This is a genomic window from Enterobacter cloacae complex sp. S2 (assembly GCF_015159675.1).
Taxonomy (GTDB): domain Bacteria; phylum Pseudomonadota; class Gammaproteobacteria; order Enterobacterales; family Enterobacteriaceae; genus Enterobacter; species Enterobacter intestinihominis.
In genome coordinates, this window is record NZ_JADDTS010000016.1 from 31,923 (window position 1) to 47,831 (window position 15,909).

The 15,909-nt window shown below is 55.3% G+C and carries 13 protein-coding genes and 1 tRNA gene; 4 read left to right on the top strand and 10 right to left on the bottom strand.

Annotation, left to right across the window (positions count from 1 at the left end; all coding sequences use genetic code 11):
- Window positions 1–38 precede the first annotated feature (38 nt).
- The 9 genes from dppF to IPZ49_RS08405 form a co-directional block, all read right to left on the bottom strand.
- Window positions 39–1,037 (bottom strand): dipeptide ABC transporter ATP-binding subunit DppF, encoded by a 999-nt coding sequence (gene dppF / locus IPZ49_RS08365; RefSeq protein WP_063146914.1) that lies wholly within the window; start codon window positions 1,035–1,037, stop codon window positions 39–41.
- Window positions 1,034–2,017: a dipeptide ABC transporter ATP-binding protein gene (dppD, locus tag IPZ49_RS08370; RefSeq protein WP_063146913.1), complete on the bottom strand. Its 984-nt coding sequence runs from the start codon at window positions 2,015–2,017 to the stop codon at window positions 1,034–1,036. The genes dppF and dppD overlap by 4 nt, the downstream gene beginning before the upstream one ends.
- 10 nt (window positions 2,018–2,027) lie before the next feature.
- Window positions 2,028–2,930: a dipeptide ABC transporter permease DppC gene (gene dppC / locus IPZ49_RS08375; protein WP_022646697.1), complete on the bottom strand. Its 903-nt coding sequence runs from the start codon at window positions 2,928–2,930 to the stop codon at window positions 2,028–2,030.
- A gap of 9 nt (window positions 2,931–2,939) precedes the next feature.
- The gene (gene dppB, locus IPZ49_RS08380) at window positions 2,940–3,959 is read right to left on the bottom strand and encodes a dipeptide ABC transporter permease DppB (protein WP_022646696.1); all 1,020 of its coding nucleotides are present in this window, start codon (window positions 3,957–3,959) and stop codon (window positions 2,940–2,942) included.
- Between the two features lie 161 nt (window positions 3,960–4,120).
- Entirely contained in the window at window positions 4,121–5,728 is a 1,608-nt protein-coding gene (gene dppA / locus IPZ49_RS08385) for a dipeptide ABC transporter periplasmic-binding protein DppA (RefSeq protein ID WP_113788230.1), read from the bottom strand.
- A gap of 621 nt (window positions 5,729–6,349) precedes the next feature.
- Window positions 6,350–6,426 (bottom strand) — tRNA-Pro (locus IPZ49_RS08390).
- 91 nt (window positions 6,427–6,517) lie between these two features.
- Window positions 6,518–8,212, bottom strand: coding sequence for a kdo(2)-lipid A phosphoethanolamine 7''-transferase (eptB, locus tag IPZ49_RS08395; protein WP_022646694.1), 1,695 nt, complete (start codon window positions 8,210–8,212; stop codon window positions 6,518–6,520).
- Between the two features lie 239 nt (window positions 8,213–8,451).
- Window positions 8,452–9,654: an MFS transporter gene (locus tag IPZ49_RS08400; RefSeq protein ID WP_063146911.1), complete on the bottom strand. Its 1,203-nt coding sequence runs from the start codon at window positions 9,652–9,654 to the stop codon at window positions 8,452–8,454.
- 236 nt (window positions 9,655–9,890) lie between these two features.
- Entirely contained in the window at window positions 9,891–10,433 is a 543-nt protein-coding gene (locus tag IPZ49_RS08405) for a lipase (RefSeq protein WP_022646692.1), read from the bottom strand.
- A gap of 160 nt (window positions 10,434–10,593) precedes the next feature.
- On the opposite strand from IPZ49_RS08405, the gene tag reads away from it, so the two are divergent.
- Window positions 10,594–11,175, top strand: a complete 582-nt coding sequence (tag, locus tag IPZ49_RS08410) for a DNA-3-methyladenine glycosylase I (protein ID WP_032626511.1) — start codon at window positions 10,594–10,596, stop codon at window positions 11,173–11,175.
- Window positions 11,153–11,593: an N-acetyltransferase gene (locus IPZ49_RS08415; RefSeq protein WP_022646690.1), complete on the top strand. Its 441-nt coding sequence runs from the start codon at window positions 11,153–11,155 to the stop codon at window positions 11,591–11,593. The genes tag and IPZ49_RS08415 overlap by 23 nt, the downstream gene beginning before the upstream one ends.
- Here IPZ49_RS08415 and IPZ49_RS08420 read toward each other — a convergent pair.
- On the bottom strand, window positions 11,562–13,931 hold the full coding sequence (locus IPZ49_RS08420) for a molybdopterin guanine dinucleotide-containing S/N-oxide reductase (RefSeq protein ID WP_063146910.1): 2,370 nt from the start codon (window positions 13,929–13,931) through the stop codon (window positions 11,562–11,564). The genes IPZ49_RS08415 and IPZ49_RS08420 overlap by 32 nt on opposite strands.
- A 122-nt stretch (window positions 13,932–14,053) precedes the next feature.
- Here IPZ49_RS08420 and IPZ49_RS08425 point away from each other — a divergent pair, with 122 nt between their 5' ends.
- Complete coding sequence (locus IPZ49_RS08425) at window positions 14,054–14,716, top strand: OmpA family lipoprotein (protein WP_063146909.1); 663 nt, start codon at window positions 14,054–14,056, stop codon at window positions 14,714–14,716.
- A 158-nt stretch (window positions 14,717–14,874) separates the two neighbouring features.
- Entirely contained in the window at window positions 14,875–15,891 is a 1,017-nt protein-coding gene (locus tag IPZ49_RS08430) for a LacI family DNA-binding transcriptional regulator (protein ID WP_063146908.1), read from the top strand.
- Window positions 15,892–15,909: the final 18 nt, after the last annotated feature.

The window sequence follows — 15,909 nt, forward strand, 5'->3', positions numbered from 1 at the left end:
CAGACGTAAAAAAACCGGCTTATCGCCGGTTTTTTCCTTTATGCATGCGGCTTTTCGCCGTTTTCATCCTGATCGACCGCGAAGCAGGCCACCAGCTGTCCGCCATAATCTTTCAGTTGTGGCTGCAACTGCGTACACGGACCGAAGCGGCGACGGCAGCGGGCGTTGAACGCACATCCCGGCGGCGGGTTAAGCGGGCTTGGTAACTCGCCGGTCAACTTAATGCGCTCACGACGGTCATCCGGGTTCAGTCGCGGCGTCGCAGACAGTAGTGCCTGAGTATATGGATGACGCGGGTTATTAAAGATCTGATCTTTCGTCCCCTTCTCTACGCAGCGTCCCAGATACATCACCATCACCTCATCGGTAATGTGCTCAACCACAGACAGGTCATGGGAGATGAAAACGTACGACAGCCCAAGATCCTGCTGTAAATCCATCATCAGGTTCAGCACCTGCGCACGCACGGATACGTCGAGCGCCGAAACCGGTTCATCGGCAATCACCACGTCCGGGTCGAGCATCAGACCACGGGCGATGGCGATACGCTGACGTTGACCGCCAGAGAACATATGCGGATAGCGATCGTAATGCTCGGTTTTCAGGCCCACCTTCGCCATCATCGCCAGCGCTTTTTCACGACGCTGCTCTTTGCTCAGGTTGCTGTTGATCAGCAGCGGCTCTTCCAGAATCTGCCCCACTTTTTTTCGCGGGTTCAGCGAACCATACGGATTCTGGAACACAATCTGGATTTTCTGACGTCGCAGTTTCTGCGCCTGCGGATCGTGCTTGAGCAGATCCTGGCCCTGATAGTAAAGCTCGCCGCCAGTCGGAACTTCAATCATCGTTAACAGACGGCCCAGCGTGGACTTCCCACAGCCAGATTCCCCTACCACCGCCAGCGTTTTTCCGCGTTCGAGAGTAAAGGAGACACCATCCAGCGCTTTTACCAGGCGCTCAGGAGCAAAGAGGCCCTTCTTCACCGGGTAATGTTTTTTCAGGTCGATGGCCTGCAACAGCATTTGTTGCGTACTCATAGTGTTGGCCTCCCGGCATCATCGAGTGGGTAGTGGCATTTCGACTGACGTCCGCCAGCTAACAGGTTCAGCTCCGGCTCGTCGACGCGGCATTTATCCGTCGCATACGGGCAGCGCGGGTTAAGCAGACAGCCCTGAGGACGGTCATATTTACCCGGTACCACCCCCGGCAGCGAGGCCAGACGCGCTTTATCCTGCGCGAACTCCGGCAGCGCGCGCAGCAGCGCCTGCGTATAGGGATGACGCGGGGCCCGGAAGATATCGTGTGAACTCCCGGTCTCCACCACCTGGCCTGCATACATCACAATGATTTTGTGTGCCGCTTCAGCCACCAGCGCCAGATCGTGCGTAATCAGCACCAGCGCCATATTCTCTTTCTGCTGCAACTCCAGCAGTAGCTCAATAATTTGCGCCTGAATGGTCACGTCCAGCGCGGTTGTCGGTTCATCGGCAATCAGCAGTTTTGGACGACAGGCAATGGCCATCGCGATCATTACACGCTGACTCATCCCACCGGACAACTGGTGCGGATAAACGTCCAGACGCGATGCCGGATCGGGTATACCCACCTGCGTCAGCAGGTCAATAGCGCGCTGGCGACGGGTTTGCTTGTTACCGCCCTGGTGCACCTTAATGGCTTCCATAATCTGGAAACCCACGGTGTAACACGGGTTCAGACTGGTCATCGGGTCCTGGAAGATCATCGCCACTTCCGCTCCCACCAGTTGGCGGCGCTGTTTTTCGGAAATGCGCTGCAGATCCTGACCATTGAACTCCAGGCTTTCCGCCATTACGCGGCCGGGATAGTCAATCAGCCCCATGATTGCCAGTGAACTCACTGACTTACCGGAACCGGACTCCCCAACGATACCAACCACTTCGCCCTGATTTACGCTATAGCTGATGCGGTCCACAGCACGAAACGGTGTGCCTTCATCGCCGAAGTGCACCGATAATTTATCTACATTTAATAACGCCATCTCGTGCCTCTTACTGCTTCAGTTTGGGATCAAGTGCATCACGCAGACCATCACCCATCAGGTTAAATGCCAGCACCGTCAGCAGAATCGCCAGACCCGGGAAGGTGACGACCCACCAGGCGCTTTGCGCGAACTGCAACACGTCGGAGAGCATGGTGCCCCATTCCGGTGTTGGCGGCTGCGCACCCATGCCAAGGAAGCCAAGAGCGGCCATATCGAGAATGGCGTTAGAAAAACCGAGCGACGCCTGAACAATCAGCGGTGCAAGGCAGTTAGGAAGAATATTGACGAACATCTGGCGCATCGCCCCCGCACCCGCCACTCGAGATGCTGTCACATAATCGCGGTTCACCTCGACCAGCACGGCCGCACGGGTTAATCGGACATAGTGAGGAAGCGCAACGAACGTTAGCGCGAGCGCGGCATTGCCTATCGAAGGACCAAAGACCGCGACCAGCACCAGGGCCAGCAGAAGGCTTGGCAATGCCAGCATGATATCGACGATACGCATGATGACGTTATCAACGATGCCGCCGAAGTAGCCCGCCACCAGACCAAGCACAACGCCCATGATCAGCGACAACACCACCACGAGACAGCCAACCAGCAGAGAGAGGCGCGCACCGTACATCAGACGAGACAGCACATCGCGGCCAACGTCATCAGTACCGAGCAGGTGCGTCAGGCTACCACCTTCCTGCCAGGCCGGTGGCGCGAGCAGCGCATCACGGAACTGGTCCGCGGGGTTATACGGCGCAAGGAAGTTCGCAAACACCGCAATCAGGATCATAATGGAAACATACACCAGCCCGACGACCGCGCCTTTGTTGCGCTTGAAGTAGTGCCAGAATTCCTGCATCGGCGTCATTGGCACCGGTGCGGTAACCGCTTTATTTTGAGTAACTTGTGACATGATGGCCCCTTACTTCTTATGACGAATACGCGGGTTCACCACGCCGTACAGCAAATCGACCAGCAGGTTGACGAGGATAATCATCGTCGCGACCAGCAATACACCGCCCTGCACAACCGGATAGTCACGGCGTTGCAGCGCATCAATCAGCCAGCGTCCAAGGCCTGGCCAGGAGAAGATGGTTTCGGTCAGGATCGCCCCGGCCAGCAGCGTACCGACCTGCAAACCGATAACGGTCACCACCGGCAGCATGGCGTTACGCAGGGCATGAATGATGATGACGCGCATACGGGTCAGACCTTTAGCGCGGGCAGTCCGAATATAATCTTCGCCCAGCACTTCCAGCATGGAGGAACGAGTCATACGCACGATCACCGCAAGTGGGATGGTGCCCAGCACCATTGCAGGCAGGATCATGTGCGCAACCGCATCAATGAAGTTGCCCTCTTCGCCCCAGATCGCCGTATCAATCAGCATAAAGCCGGTTAACGGGTTGGTGTCGTCAAGGAAAACCATATCGCTGACACGTCCGGAGACCGGCGTCAGGTTCCACTGCACCGAGACCAGCATGATCAGCATCATGCCCCACCAGAAGATAGGCATGGAGTAGCCGGTCAGTGCCAGGCCAACGGCGGTGTGGTCGAAAATAGAGCCACGCTTAACGGCAGCCAGCACGCCGACGGGAATCCCCACCGCGGTCGCGAAGATCATGGCGCAGATGCCGAGTTCCAGCGTCGCCTGGAAACGCGGCACGAACTCGTCCCACACCGGAAGACGGCTTTTCAGTGAAATCCCTAAATCGCCGTGTAATACGCCCCAGATGTAGTGGAGGTACTGCTGCCACATCGGCTTATCAAGGCCGAGTTCAGCCAGCAGTTGCGCATGACGTTCAGGGGAGATACCACGCTCGCCCGCCATAATCATCACCGGATCACCCGGGATCATATGGACGAAGGCAAAAGTGAGAAGGGTGATACCGATAAACGTCGGGATAACCAGTCCCAGACGTCGGAGGATGAACTGCAACATAACCCGGATTCTCTCTGATGACGCACGCTCAGTAGCGTGACGTCTGTATTGCTCACAAATGTAAATTCCCTCTCCCTTCGGGAGAGGGTTAGGGTGAGGGGATGCATGCACGCCCCTCACCCCTGCCCTCTCCCACAGGGAGAGGGAGAACACCCTACTTATTATTCAACAGACACGTTTTCGAAGTGGTGTTTGCCCAGTGGATCGACCACGTAGCCCTTCACTTCTTTACGCACTGGCTCGTACACGGTGGAGTGAGCAACAATCAGCGCCGGAGCCTGATCGTGCATGACAACCTGCGCTTGCTTGTACAGTTCGATACGTTTGTTGTGATCATCGGTCGCACGCGCCGGCTGGATCAGGTCTTCAAACGGCTTGTAGCACCAGCGAGAGTAGTTGGAACCGTCTTTCGCTGCCGCACAGCTGAACAGGGTCGCGAAGAAGTTGTCCGGATCCCCGTTGTCGCCGGTCCAGCCCATCATGACCGCCTGGTGTTCGCCCGCTTTGGCGCGTTTCAGGTACTCGCCCCACTCGTAGGTCACAATTTTGGCCTGTACGCCAATCTTCGCCCAGTCAGCCTGAACCATTTCCGCCATACGACGTGCGTTCGGGTTGTAAGGACGCTGTACCGGCATCGCCCACAGCTCAACGGTGAAACCTTTATCCTGGCCCGCTTCTTTCAGCAGCGCTTTCGCTTTCTCAGGATCGTAGGTGTAGTCCTTAATGTCGTCGTTATAGCCCCACATGGTTGGTGGGATCAGGTTCTTGGCCGCAACGCCAGCGCCCTGGTAAACGGCTTTGATGATCGCTTCTTTGTTCACCGCGTAGGTCAGCGCCTGACGCACTTTCACGTCATCGAACGGTTTCTTCTCGGTGTTGAAGGAGAGATACCCCACGTTCAGGCCCGCCTGCTCCATCAGGTTGATATTTTTGTCCTGCTTCATGCGCGCGATGTCAGCCGGGTTTGGATACGGCATCACCTGACATTCGTTTTTCTGCAATTTTGCGTAACGCACGGATGCGTCAGGCGTGATGGAGAAGACCAGACGGTCGATCTGCGGCTTGGTGCCCCAGTAGCCCGGGAAGGCTTTATACAGAATACGGGAATCTTTCTGGTACTGAAGCAGCTGGAACGGGCCGGTACCGATTGGGTTCAGGTCCACTTTTTCCGGCGTGCCGGCTTTCAGCATGTTGTCCGCGTACTCTTTAGAGAGAATAGAGGCGAAGTCCATCGCCAGGTCAGCGAGGAATGGCGCTTCCGGACGCGTCAGCACAAACTGAACGGTTTTATCGTCCACTTTTTTCACTTCAGCAATCAGGTCTGGCAGACCCATCCCTTCGAAGTATTCATAGCTGCCGCCAGACACTTTATGGTACGGGTTCTGGGCATTTTTTTGACGGTCGAAGGAGAACACTACGTCGTCGGCGTTAAAGTCGCGCGTAGGTTTGAATTCTTTGCTGTCCTGCCACTTCACGCCCTGACGCAGGTGGAAGGTATAGGTTTTACCGTCTTCGCTGATATCCCACTTTTCAGCCAGGCCAGGAATCACTTCCGTGGTGCCGGTTTTAAATTCAACCAGACGGTTATAGATCGGTACAGAGCTTGCGTCGTAAGTCGTACCAGAGGTAAAGAGCTGTGGGTTAAAGCCTTCCGGAGAGCCTTCAGAACAGTAAACCAGGGTTTTTGCCTGTACGCTTGCTGCGACGGTCATGCCCACCAGGCTCAGACCAAGCTTCAGCATCCCTGACTTCTTCAAGGAAATACTCATTATTGTGCTCCAATGTGATGTTTTGCTTTGTTGTGTTACGCCGCCTGACCTTTATTTATTTTTTACCCGGTCCGGTCGGTGATGCCCGAGGGCGTTAAAAGGGATAGAGAATCCTTTCAGAAGAGCGTTTGAGTTGCAGCGCAGATCCTCCCTGAAATGCCCCTCGTGCCCTACAATCTGTCAACAGAATGTGAAAACGTCAATACAGGTGGCGGGGATTTACGTGGAGTGTGAGAAACCGCAAACAAAGATTAAAAAAACTCTGAATGCCAGTTTTCAGCAGAGAAATTTATGCTACTCGCCATGTTGCAGCACAAACCCCTCCCTATTTCGCAACACCCAGTGATTAAGTTTTATTCAGAATGGGTAAATTTTCTTACAGAATGGTGATTATCTGAGCACTAAATACCGCGAACGTTAAAACGCACAGCGAAAAATGCTGAGGTTATCCATAAGCAACGCGAAAAAAGATCAAACTATATATAAAAAAATACAATGGATTATGTCACAAAACCGTAAGCAGGCAGGGGGAAGCAGGGCTAAGGGGTATTTTGAGGACTCGTGTGGGGTAACGCGTTAATGCAAAAAGGGCTAACCTTGCGGTTAGCCCTTTTTAGAATGTGGTCGGCGAGAGAGGATTCGAACCTCCGACCCACTGGTCCCAAACCAGTTGCGCTACCAAGCTGCGCTACTCGCCGAATGCGGAGCGCATCTTACTGCTGAGGTGCGCCCTCGTCAATCCCTTATTTTCAAAAAGCCATTCAACTGGCGATATTCTCGCCAGACCAGCTACTGCGCGGCTTTTGTGGTGTTATCAGGGAGTTTACACCAGTTGTTGTTTTCGTTAATCCCACCGTTCGGTGAGGTATAGCCGAGACAGCCCATAATAGTGTCGTACAGCTCAACGTGACGGCGCGGTACCTTAATCTCTGCCTGCTGTTTCAGGTGGGCAAACATTTTGGCTTTGTCCGGGTTTTCCAGATACTTGTCCGACATCCACATGATCATCGGCACGCGGAACTGCTCTGGTGGCGCCAGCTTACGCGGCGTACCGTGTAAATGCTCTTTCTCGTTGATGGACTCGCCGTGGTCGGCCGCGTAGATCACAATCGCTTTCTTATCGCGAAGCTGGTCAATCACCCGGCTGAGGAAGGTATCCACATACAGAATCGAGTTATCATAGGCATTGATCAACTCCTGCTTGCTACAGTTCTTGTTAATGCCGACGCACTCAGGCGTCCATTTGGCGAAATCGCGCGTGTAACGCTGATAGTAGCTGTAGTGTGACCCTTTGGTATGCAGAACAATAAGGTGCTTACCCTGCGGATGGTTTTTCAGCGACTGTTCCATTTCAGAGAGCAGCAGCATGTCATCAACGTTCTTTCCGCGGTTACGCGGCTCGGCGCCAATCTGCTCGCGGTAGGCGATGTTATCCGCCATGGTGTTGGTGTAGAACCACATCTCACTTTGCATGGCGAACAGATCGGAGCTAAATCCAAGCTGCTTCAGAACAGCAAATACGTTTTGCTCTTTGAGAGTGCGCTGAGGGTTATCACTCGCACCGCCCTCGCGAACAAACATACAGCGCAACGAGAGCTTCGTGGCGGTATCGCAGGAGTAGCCGCGGTATGCCACCAGATTCTTTTCCTGCGCCAGTTTCGGGGTGGTATCGCGGTCATAACCGAGAATACCCATATGATCCCAGCGCGTCGTTTCGCCGATAACGAAGACCACGTAAGTATCATCCAGCCCGTCAGCCGGAGCCTGGTAGGTGAACTTTTTGGTCGGGTTAATCAGCGATTTCACATCGCTGGATTCGTCCGCCTGAGCCCATGCATAAAGACCTAACGCCGACAGCCAGTTAGACGGCAGGTACGAGTTAGCCACCACGCCGCCGTAGCTTGGCATATCCACGCCTGTCGCTTTTTCGATCCGTTTTTGCTGCTTTTCCATCAGGCGAATAGGCGCCCATACCAGCAGACCCGCCAGAAGAACGACGGCGACGTTGCGGATGCGCTGTCCCCGGGTACGCAACTGGCGTAACAGGGTGTAGCGACAGGTGTTACTCCAGATAAAGAAGAGCGGGATCAGGCAGGTCAGAATTGTCCACAGGATGAACCCTTGACCCACCACCTCTTTCGAGAGGTCGATGTCCGTGGTCATCACCGAGGCCACAATACCGTAGCCAATGACCACGTTCATGAATGTCATGTAATAGCTTGCGGCGGCGGAGATAATCACCACCAGCGAGGCCAGAATTTGCCATGTACGACGACCAAAGAGAGAGAGCAGGCGTAACAGGAAGAAGGTCGCCAGAATTGAGCCAAACACTTCAATCGCGGCAAAAATTCCATTTCTTACAGTGAGGTGTTCGAAATAACCTTCCACTCGTCTGAACAGCACCGCGCCATTCAGAAACAAACCGATATAGACAGCCAGCATCAGACACAATCTTTGCTGGGTAAGAGACCTAATATATTTCATGCAAACAACCCTGGGGGAAGGGGTATAAAAACCCGCCGAATCTCAGTGAGAAAGCTGACAGAGTAAGTAGATGCGAGAGAAACCGTTATCAGAAACGTCTACAAGCGCGATAAGTAGACCACAGCAGGGAAGAAAAGTGGCAGCAGAGAATGTGAATCGATGAAGATTTTTACAAAATAGCAAGTCCGGAAGCGATTTAGAAATAAATAAAAGAGGCCCTGCGGCCTCTTTTCATCGCATCATACATGCGCTTCTTTATACAGTTCGCGCTGCGGCTGACGGATCGTGGTGGACAGCGCCAGCGAAATAATCAGCAAAGCGAATATCACGCAGAAGGTCACGTAGAAGCCGCCAAACAGCGAGGCAATCAGTGAACCGCAAATACTGCCGATACCGAAGCCGAGATAAATGACGCCGTAGTTTTTCGCCAGGTTGTTCAGGCCGAAGAACTCGCTCACCAGTGACGGGAAGACGGTAATAGTGCCGCCAAAGTTAAAGGCTACGCAGGCAATTGCTGCAAAGAATGTCGCCTCGTTCAGCGGAGCGAACAGCAGTGCTGCCATACCCACCAGGGAGATGACCTGCCCCAGCGTAATCACACGCATACGGGCGATTTTGTCAGACAGGATACCCAGTACCAGACGACCCGAGAGGTTAGCGATGGAGATGACCGTTACCGCGTTTGCCGCCGTCGCCGCGTCCAGTTTTACCATCCCCTGCGCGATATCTTTCGCCACACCGATGACATACAGACCGCTCATGCAGGCCGTCAGGAACATCACCGCCAGCATCCAGTACTGCGGCTTACGCATGGACTGAGCGAGGGTGAAATCGTTCTCCACCACGCCGTTAACGGTTTTCACTTCCTGCTGCGGCGCATCTTTCATCAGCGTGGCGCCGAAGAGGATCATTACCAGCACAATCACGCCCCAGATCATAAAGGTTTTCTCAAGCCCCACCGAGGCCAGCAGATGGGAGTCAATGAATTTGAACCCCAGGCTGCCCAGGCCATATGAACCAATGGCAAACGCGGAAATAAGCCCTTTACGCTCCGGGAACCACTTCACGCAGTTAGACAGCGTCAGCAGATAACCTGCGCCGTCCGCCAGACCCACCAGCACCCCGGCGCTTAGCCACAGCATCATCAGGTTGTTTGAATGTGCCGTCAGGAAGAAGCCCACGCCCAGCAGGATCCCGGAGGCCATGGTTACGCGCTTCACGCCGAAGCGCTCCTGAAGTTTGCCCGCCACGGAAGAGGAAATCGCTAATCCAAGGCTCAGCAAGCCGAAGGAGAATGCCACCTGGCTTATCGGTGCGCCGAGCTTATCGGACAGGGCGCTGTTAAACAGGCTCCAGGTATAGACCGAGCCCAGTGCGAACTGGGTAACGATGGTGCCGAAAAGCGTCAGCCAACGCGTGCGGTTATAAGTTGATGTGTTCATGGCAGTGTCCTGCAAGAGAAATTAAGGAAGTTCGCTGAGGACACGATAAACAAAACCCCAAAACGCCAGGGGTAAAACGGCATGAAATGCAGGAGATACGGAATGAAATGCCTGGAAGCGGGAATGAATGACCTTGCCGGAAAAGAAAACGCTTAAAGGTGAGTGACCACTATCACCACAGCCCGCGCCGTTATTGTATTAAATATGTTACCGCAGCGTTTAAAAAAGTAACAATCCTAAAATTTGGCGCTTAAGCCCAGGGTGTACAAATATTCTTCCTCCGACTGCTGGTTGTAGCTGATCTTCGCCCAGGGATGTAAATCACCATACTGCGTATCAACGCGCCACCCCAACGAGTTCACGCTGGCATGCCAGAGGGGATCGGTAAGCGGCTGCGTGGTAGTTGCCTCACCAAATGCATTCACCGTTGCAGGGAGAGCGCCATCAGTGCGCCACGCCATGACGGGGCCGGTGGTAAAATGTCCCGCCACGGGAAAATTCCAGCCAACGCTCAGAACGGTTTCCGCATCTGAACCGGATGGGTCGTTCAGGGCAAAGCCCGCAGCATTCTGCGAATGGTTGATACGCTCCGCGAGAATATCTTCATAACGAGGTTGGTGATCGGCGTCCCATGTATAGCGTTCCGTCGTATTACTTTGTGCATCTGAAACGATATATTCCTGTTGCCACGCAAAAGCGGTGTTACATATAAGCAGGCAGGCTGAGACACCCACCAGGCCAGAAGCAGCATGGCGACCACTGATTTTTTTTAACATCATCAAAGCGACTCCAGAAAGAGCCGAGTTCGGCGATATATGTCATTGTTCGAAGAGGTATTAGGGCGTATAGCCCTGTATTAACTATTGTCTCTTTAGCAAACACGTCAAGCCGGGCAGATTGAAATTTTTGCGTTTACCGTATCAGGAAGGGAGATGACCTATGCAACGTTGCGGCTGGGTAAGCCAGGATCAGCTTTATATCGATTATCACGACAAGGAATGGGGCGTGCCGGAAACCGACGGTAAAAAACTGTTTGAAATGATTTGCCTTGAAGGCCAGCAGGCCGGGCTGTCGTGGATCACCGTTCTGAAAAAGCGTGAGAACTATCGCAAGGCCTTCCACCATTTCGATCCGGTTGCGGTGGCCGCCATGACCGACGAAGACGTGGAAAGGCTGGTTCTGGATACCGGTATCATCCGCCATTGCGGTAAAATTCAGGCCATTATTGGTAACGCGCGTGCTTATCTGGCGATGGAGCAAAACGGCGAACCCTTCTCAGCTTTTGTCTGGTCGTTTGTGGATAACGAGCCGAAGGTGACGCAGGCCGCCACGCTTGCAGAGATCCCAACGTCGACCCCCGCCTCAGATGCCCTGTCAAAAGCGCTGAAAAAACGCGGCTTTAAGTTTGTGGGCACCACCATCTGTTACTCCTTTATGCAGGCCTGCGGGCTGGTCAATGACCATATTAAGGGCTGCTTCTGCCACCCGGAGGGCCACCATGATCCGCAAATGGCAAAGTGAGGATACCGCTCCGCTTTTGAGTCTGTGGCTGGAGAGCACCACCGAGGCGCATCCGTTTATCGACGCAAGTTACTGGCAAGCGAATGAAGCGGTAGTGCGGGATGATTACCTTCCCGCCGCCGAGACCTGGGTCTGGGAGGAAAACGGTACCCTGTGCGGTTTTATCAGCGTCATGCAGTTCCAGTTCGTGGGGGCGTTGTTTGTCGCCCCGGCGTTCATCGGAAGGGGGATCGGGCGTGCGCTGCTGAACTATGTTCAGCAGCACTACCCGTATTTAACCCTGGAGGTGTATCAGAAAAACGTGCGGGCGGTGAATTTCTATCATGCTCAGGGTTTTCGCATCGAAGACAGCGCCTGGCAGGATGATACCCAACACCCGACGTGGATCATGAGCTGGCAGGCGGATCAAATGCCGTAAGGGGAAGCGCCGGCCCCTCATATTTCTCCACCCATGCCAGCGCCGTATTCCCCGCACAGCCATTCCCCAGCTTCGAGCTGGGGAGATCTTTGGTCAGCACGTTTACGGCGCCGTTCTTACAAATACCGCCCTCGTCCAGCGCCAGATCCGGCCATGCTCCCTGATGAATGCAGAACACGCCTGGGCGGATCCCGTCACTCACCACGGCGCCAGCCAGCACCTGCCCGCGTGCGTTCCAGACGCGAACGAGATCGCCGTCGTTAATCCCCCGCGCCTTTGCATCGTCGCTATTCAGCGCGATCGGCTCACGACCCGCCACCGCATACTGCTCGCGCAGAGCCGAATAGTTGAGCTGGCTGTGCAGACGATGGGCAGGATGGGCAGACAGCAGCTGAAGCTGCCCCGGCTGCGCATTGCCATGCCATTCGTCCGGCTCCAGCCACGCCGGGTGCGGCGGGCAGTCCGCGTAGCCAAAGCTGGCGATGCGCTCGCTGTGGATCACAATCTTCCCGCTTTCGGTTTTTAACGGGTTATTCTCCGGATCGCGACGGAAGTCAGCAAAGCGCACAAACCGCGCGTTCTGCTCGCTTTCCGGCATTTCGAAGAGTTGATTCGCCTCCCAGAACTCAGCAAATGGCGGCAGCGTCACGCCCTGCGCAGCCCCGCGCTGGCAGGCAATCTGGTAAAACGTTTCCAGCCATTGCAGATCCGTTTTACCCTCGGTGAAACGCTCCCGTCCGCCCGCTTCCCATAATTCACTCAGGTCAGCAAAGACGTCATAATCATCCCGCGCTTCATCCCGGGGAGCCACTACGCGCTTCATCGGCACCATATGCTGGTTGCTGTAATCCCCCGTCATGGTGAGATCGTTACGCTCGAACGAGGTCGTGGCGGGCAAAACGATATCGGCATGTTTCGCTGACGCGGTCCAGAAGCACTCCGAGATCACCACCAGCTCCGGTTTCTGCCAGGCGCGGATCAGGCGGTTGGTATCCTGGTGATGGGTGAAGTTGGCCCCACCCGCCCACCAGACAAACTTAATATCCGGGAAATGGCGATCCTGACCGTTGTGCTGATAAAACCCGCCGGGGTTCTCCAGAGCTTCAACAATGCGTGCCACCGGAATTTTATCCACAGCGACCACGCCCCCCTGCACCGAGCCCTGCATGGACGCCAGCACCGCCGCTTTACGCGTCGGGTTGCCGCCGTTGGCAAAGTGATAGGAAAGGCCAAAACCGCCGCCGGGTGTGCCAATCTGCCCAAGCATCGCGGCGAGCGTCACCAGCATCCAGTGCTTCTGCTCGCCAAACTGCTGGCGCTGCATCCCCCATCCGGACATGAGCATCGTGACATTGCTATGGAATAACGCTGCCAGTTCGCGGATTTTAGCGGCATCAACGCCGCAAATCGCCGCAGCCCACTCTGCGGTTTTGGCGATACCATCGGTTTTGCCCGTCAGATAGTCGGCAAATTTATCGAACCCCGTTGTGCAGCGCGTCAGAAATTCCGTGTCGTGCCAGCCGTTCTCCACCAGGGTGTGGGCGATACCCAGCATCATCGCCACGTCGGTGCCCATATGCGGCGCGATCCACTCGGCGCTGTCGCCGAAGAAATCAAGCGTTTCAGAACGCATCGGATCGATACAGATGATGCGCTTGCCGCTTTTGCGCAGCGCATCGAAGTAGGAAACGCCCTGCTCGTCGGACGCATTCCAGGCAATTTTAAGGGTATTGAGCGGGTTGGCGCTCCACAGCACCACCACCTCTGTATGCTCCAGCACCAGCGGCCAGCTGGTCTGCTGCTGATAAACCTCATTCCCGCCCACGACATACGGCATGATCGCCTGCGCCGCGCCGGTCGAGTAATCACCCAGATGGCCGGTATATCCTCCGGCCAGGCTCATGTAGCGTTGCAGCAGGGTTGCGGCCTTATGCAGCACGCCGTTTGAGCGCCAGCCATAGGAGCCGGCAAAAATGGACGACGGGCCATAGCTGTCGCGGATGCGTTTATGCTGCGTATGGATCAGCGCCAGGGCATCGTCCCAGCTCACGCGCACGAACTCATCCTGCCCGCGAATACCTTGCGGTTTATCCGGTGACGCCAGAAAGCCTTTACGCACCATCGGCCAGCGTACGCGAGTTTTGCTATGTACCTGATCGCGAACGACGGTCTGTAAAGAGTTGAGATGGCGCGAAGGCAAAGCCCCGCGAGACGACAGCACGGTGTCGCCATCGGTTTCGACCAGCATCGGCCCCCAGTGGGCGGCGGTCAGAATGGTTTTTGTTGAGGTGCTCAAAGCGTGCGCTCCTGGTTGCGTGCAGGTATGACGGCCTTTCATTGAGGCAGTTTATCGTTTGTGACAAATTTCAGAGTTATACACTGAATTTTCTCCGTATTCGGACGTCATAATCCACTGCCACGTCCGTCGTGGCAAAGAATAAAAAGGATTAAGGAAATAAGATGAAAAAACGCGTACTCGTTATTGCCGCTCTGGTGAGCGGTGCTCTGGCTGTTTCAGGCTGCACAACCAACCCTTACACCGGCGAACGCGAAGCGGGTAAATCCGGCATTGGCGCGGGTATTGGTTCCCTGGTGGGCGCTGGCGTTGGCGCACTCTCCTCCTCCAAGAAAGATCGCGGTAAAGGTGCGCTGATTGGCGCAGCGGCAGGCGCAGCCCTGGGCGGCGGCGTGGGTTATTACATGGATGTGCAGGAAGCAAAACTCCGTGACAAAATGAAAGGTACAGGCGTGAGCGTGACGCGCAGCGGTGACAACATCATCCTGAACATGCCAAACAACGTGACCTTTGACAGCAGCAGCGCGACGCTGAAACCCGAAGGCGCGAACACCCTGACCGGCGTGGCCGCGGTGCTGAAAGAGTACAACAAAACTGCCGTGAACGTGATTGGCTACACCGACAGTACCGGCAGCCAGGATCTGAACATGCGTCTGTCGCAGCAGCGTGCCGATTCCGTGGCCAGCTCGCTGATCACCCAGGGCGTAGAAGCGAACCGCATCCGCACCAGCGGCATGGGTCCGGCTAACCCGATCGCCAGCAACAGCACGGCGGAAGGCAAAGCGCAGAACCGCCGCGTTGAGATTACGTTGAGCCCTGTGCAGTAGGTAAAAGCAAAACGGCAACCCCGTTGCCGTTTTTAGTGTTTGCGCCCTCTCCCGTGGGAGAGGGCTGGGGTGAGGGCATCAGACCGCCACCTGGCAAATTGCTTGATTCGTCAGATTTTCCCGCTAAGGTATTCTCACTAAGTTCAGGAAAATCAGCGATGAGCAAACCAACCCGGGCCACCATCAGCGACGTGGCGAAAGCCGCCAAAACCGGTAAAACCAGCATTTCACGCTACCTCAACGGCGAGAAACACCTGCTTTCCGATGCGCTGCTGGCGCGAATTGAACAGGCCATTGCCGATCTCGACTACCGTCCCAGCCTGATGGCGCGCGGCCTCAAGCGGGGTCGTACCCGTCTGATTGGCCTCATCATCGCCGATATCACCAACCCTTACTCCGTTAACGTCCTCAGCGGCATTGAGGCGGCGTGCCGTGAGAAAGGCTTTACCCCGCTGGTCTGTAACACCAATAACGAAGTTGATCAGGAGTTGCACTACCTCGATCTGCTGCGCAGCTATCAGGTGGAAGGGATCGTGGTCAATGCCGTCGGGATGCGCGAAGAGGGACTAAATCGCCTGCAACAATCGTCGCTGCCGATGGTGCTTATTGACCGCAAAATCCCGGAATTTGCCTGCGATGTGGTCGGGCTGGATAACACCCAGGCGGCCACCACTGCCACCGAACATCTGATTGAACAGGGTTTCGAAGCCATTTTGTTCCTGAGCGAACCGCTGGGTATGGTTAACACCCGCCGCGACCGCCTGGCTGCATTTCGTGCCACGCTGGCGCGTTATCCCGGTGTGATCGCCGAAAATGCCGAAATCTCCCTCCATGAAGCCGATCAGCTGGATAATACCCTGCGCCAGTTCCATACCCGCCATCGGGGTATGCGCAAAGCGGTGATCTCCGCGAACGGGGCGCTGACGCTTCAGGTTGCCCGCTCGCTTAAACGCATTGGCCTGCACTGGGGCAGCGACATCGGCTTACTCGGCTTTGATGAACTGGAGTGGGCTGAACTTGCTGGCGTAGGCATTACCACCCTCAAACAACCCACCTGGCAGATCGGCTATGCCGCGGTTGAACAAGTGGTTCGCCGTATTGAAGGCACCCGCGACGCCGTACGCGAGCAGGTTTTTTCTGGCGAGCTGATCGTTCGCGGCTCTACTGCCCGTTAATTTCCCCTTCGTGACAGC

Bases quoted from the DNA above. Each gene is read 5' to 3' on its own strand.
- dppF (WP_063146914.1), bottom strand. From the start codon at position 1,037: ATGAGTACGCAACAAATGCTGTTGCAGGCCATCGACCTGAAAAAACAT.
- dppD (WP_063146913.1), bottom strand. From the start codon at position 2,017: ATGGCGTTATTAAATGTAGATAAATTATCGGTGCACTTCGGCGATGAA.
- dppC (WP_022646697.1), bottom strand. From the start codon at position 2,930: ATGTCACAAGTTACTCAAAATAAAGCGGTTACCGCACCGGTGCCAATG.
- dppB (WP_022646696.1), bottom strand. From the start codon at position 3,959: ATGTTGCAGTTCATCCTCCGACGTCTGGGACTGGTTATCCCGACGTTT.
- dppA (WP_113788230.1), bottom strand. From the start codon at position 5,728: ATGAGTATTTCCTTGAAGAAGTCAGGGATGCTGAAGCTTGGTCTGAGC.
- eptB (WP_022646694.1), bottom strand. From the start codon at position 8,212: ATGAAATATATTAGGTCTCTTACCCAGCAAAGATTGTGTCTGATGCTG.
- IPZ49_RS08400 (WP_063146911.1), bottom strand. From the start codon at position 9,654: ATGAACACATCAACTTATAACCGCACGCGTTGGCTGACGCTTTTCGGC.
- IPZ49_RS08405 (WP_022646692.1), bottom strand. From the start codon at position 10,433: ATGATGTTAAAAAAAATCAGTGGTCGCCATGCTGCTTCTGGCCTGGTG.
- tag (WP_032626511.1), top strand. From the start codon at position 10,594: ATGCAACGTTGCGGCTGGGTAAGCCAGGATCAGCTTTATATCGATTAT.
- IPZ49_RS08415 (WP_022646690.1), top strand. From the start codon at position 11,153: ATGATCCGCAAATGGCAAAGTGAGGATACCGCTCCGCTTTTGAGTCTG.
- IPZ49_RS08420 (WP_063146910.1), bottom strand. From the start codon at position 13,931: ATGAAAGGCCGTCATACCTGCACGCAACCAGGAGCGCACGCTTTGAGC.
- IPZ49_RS08425 (WP_063146909.1), top strand. From the start codon at position 14,054: ATGAAAAAACGCGTACTCGTTATTGCCGCTCTGGTGAGCGGTGCTCTG.
- IPZ49_RS08430 (WP_063146908.1), top strand. From the start codon at position 14,875: ATGAGCAAACCAACCCGGGCCACCATCAGCGACGTGGCGAAAGCCGCC.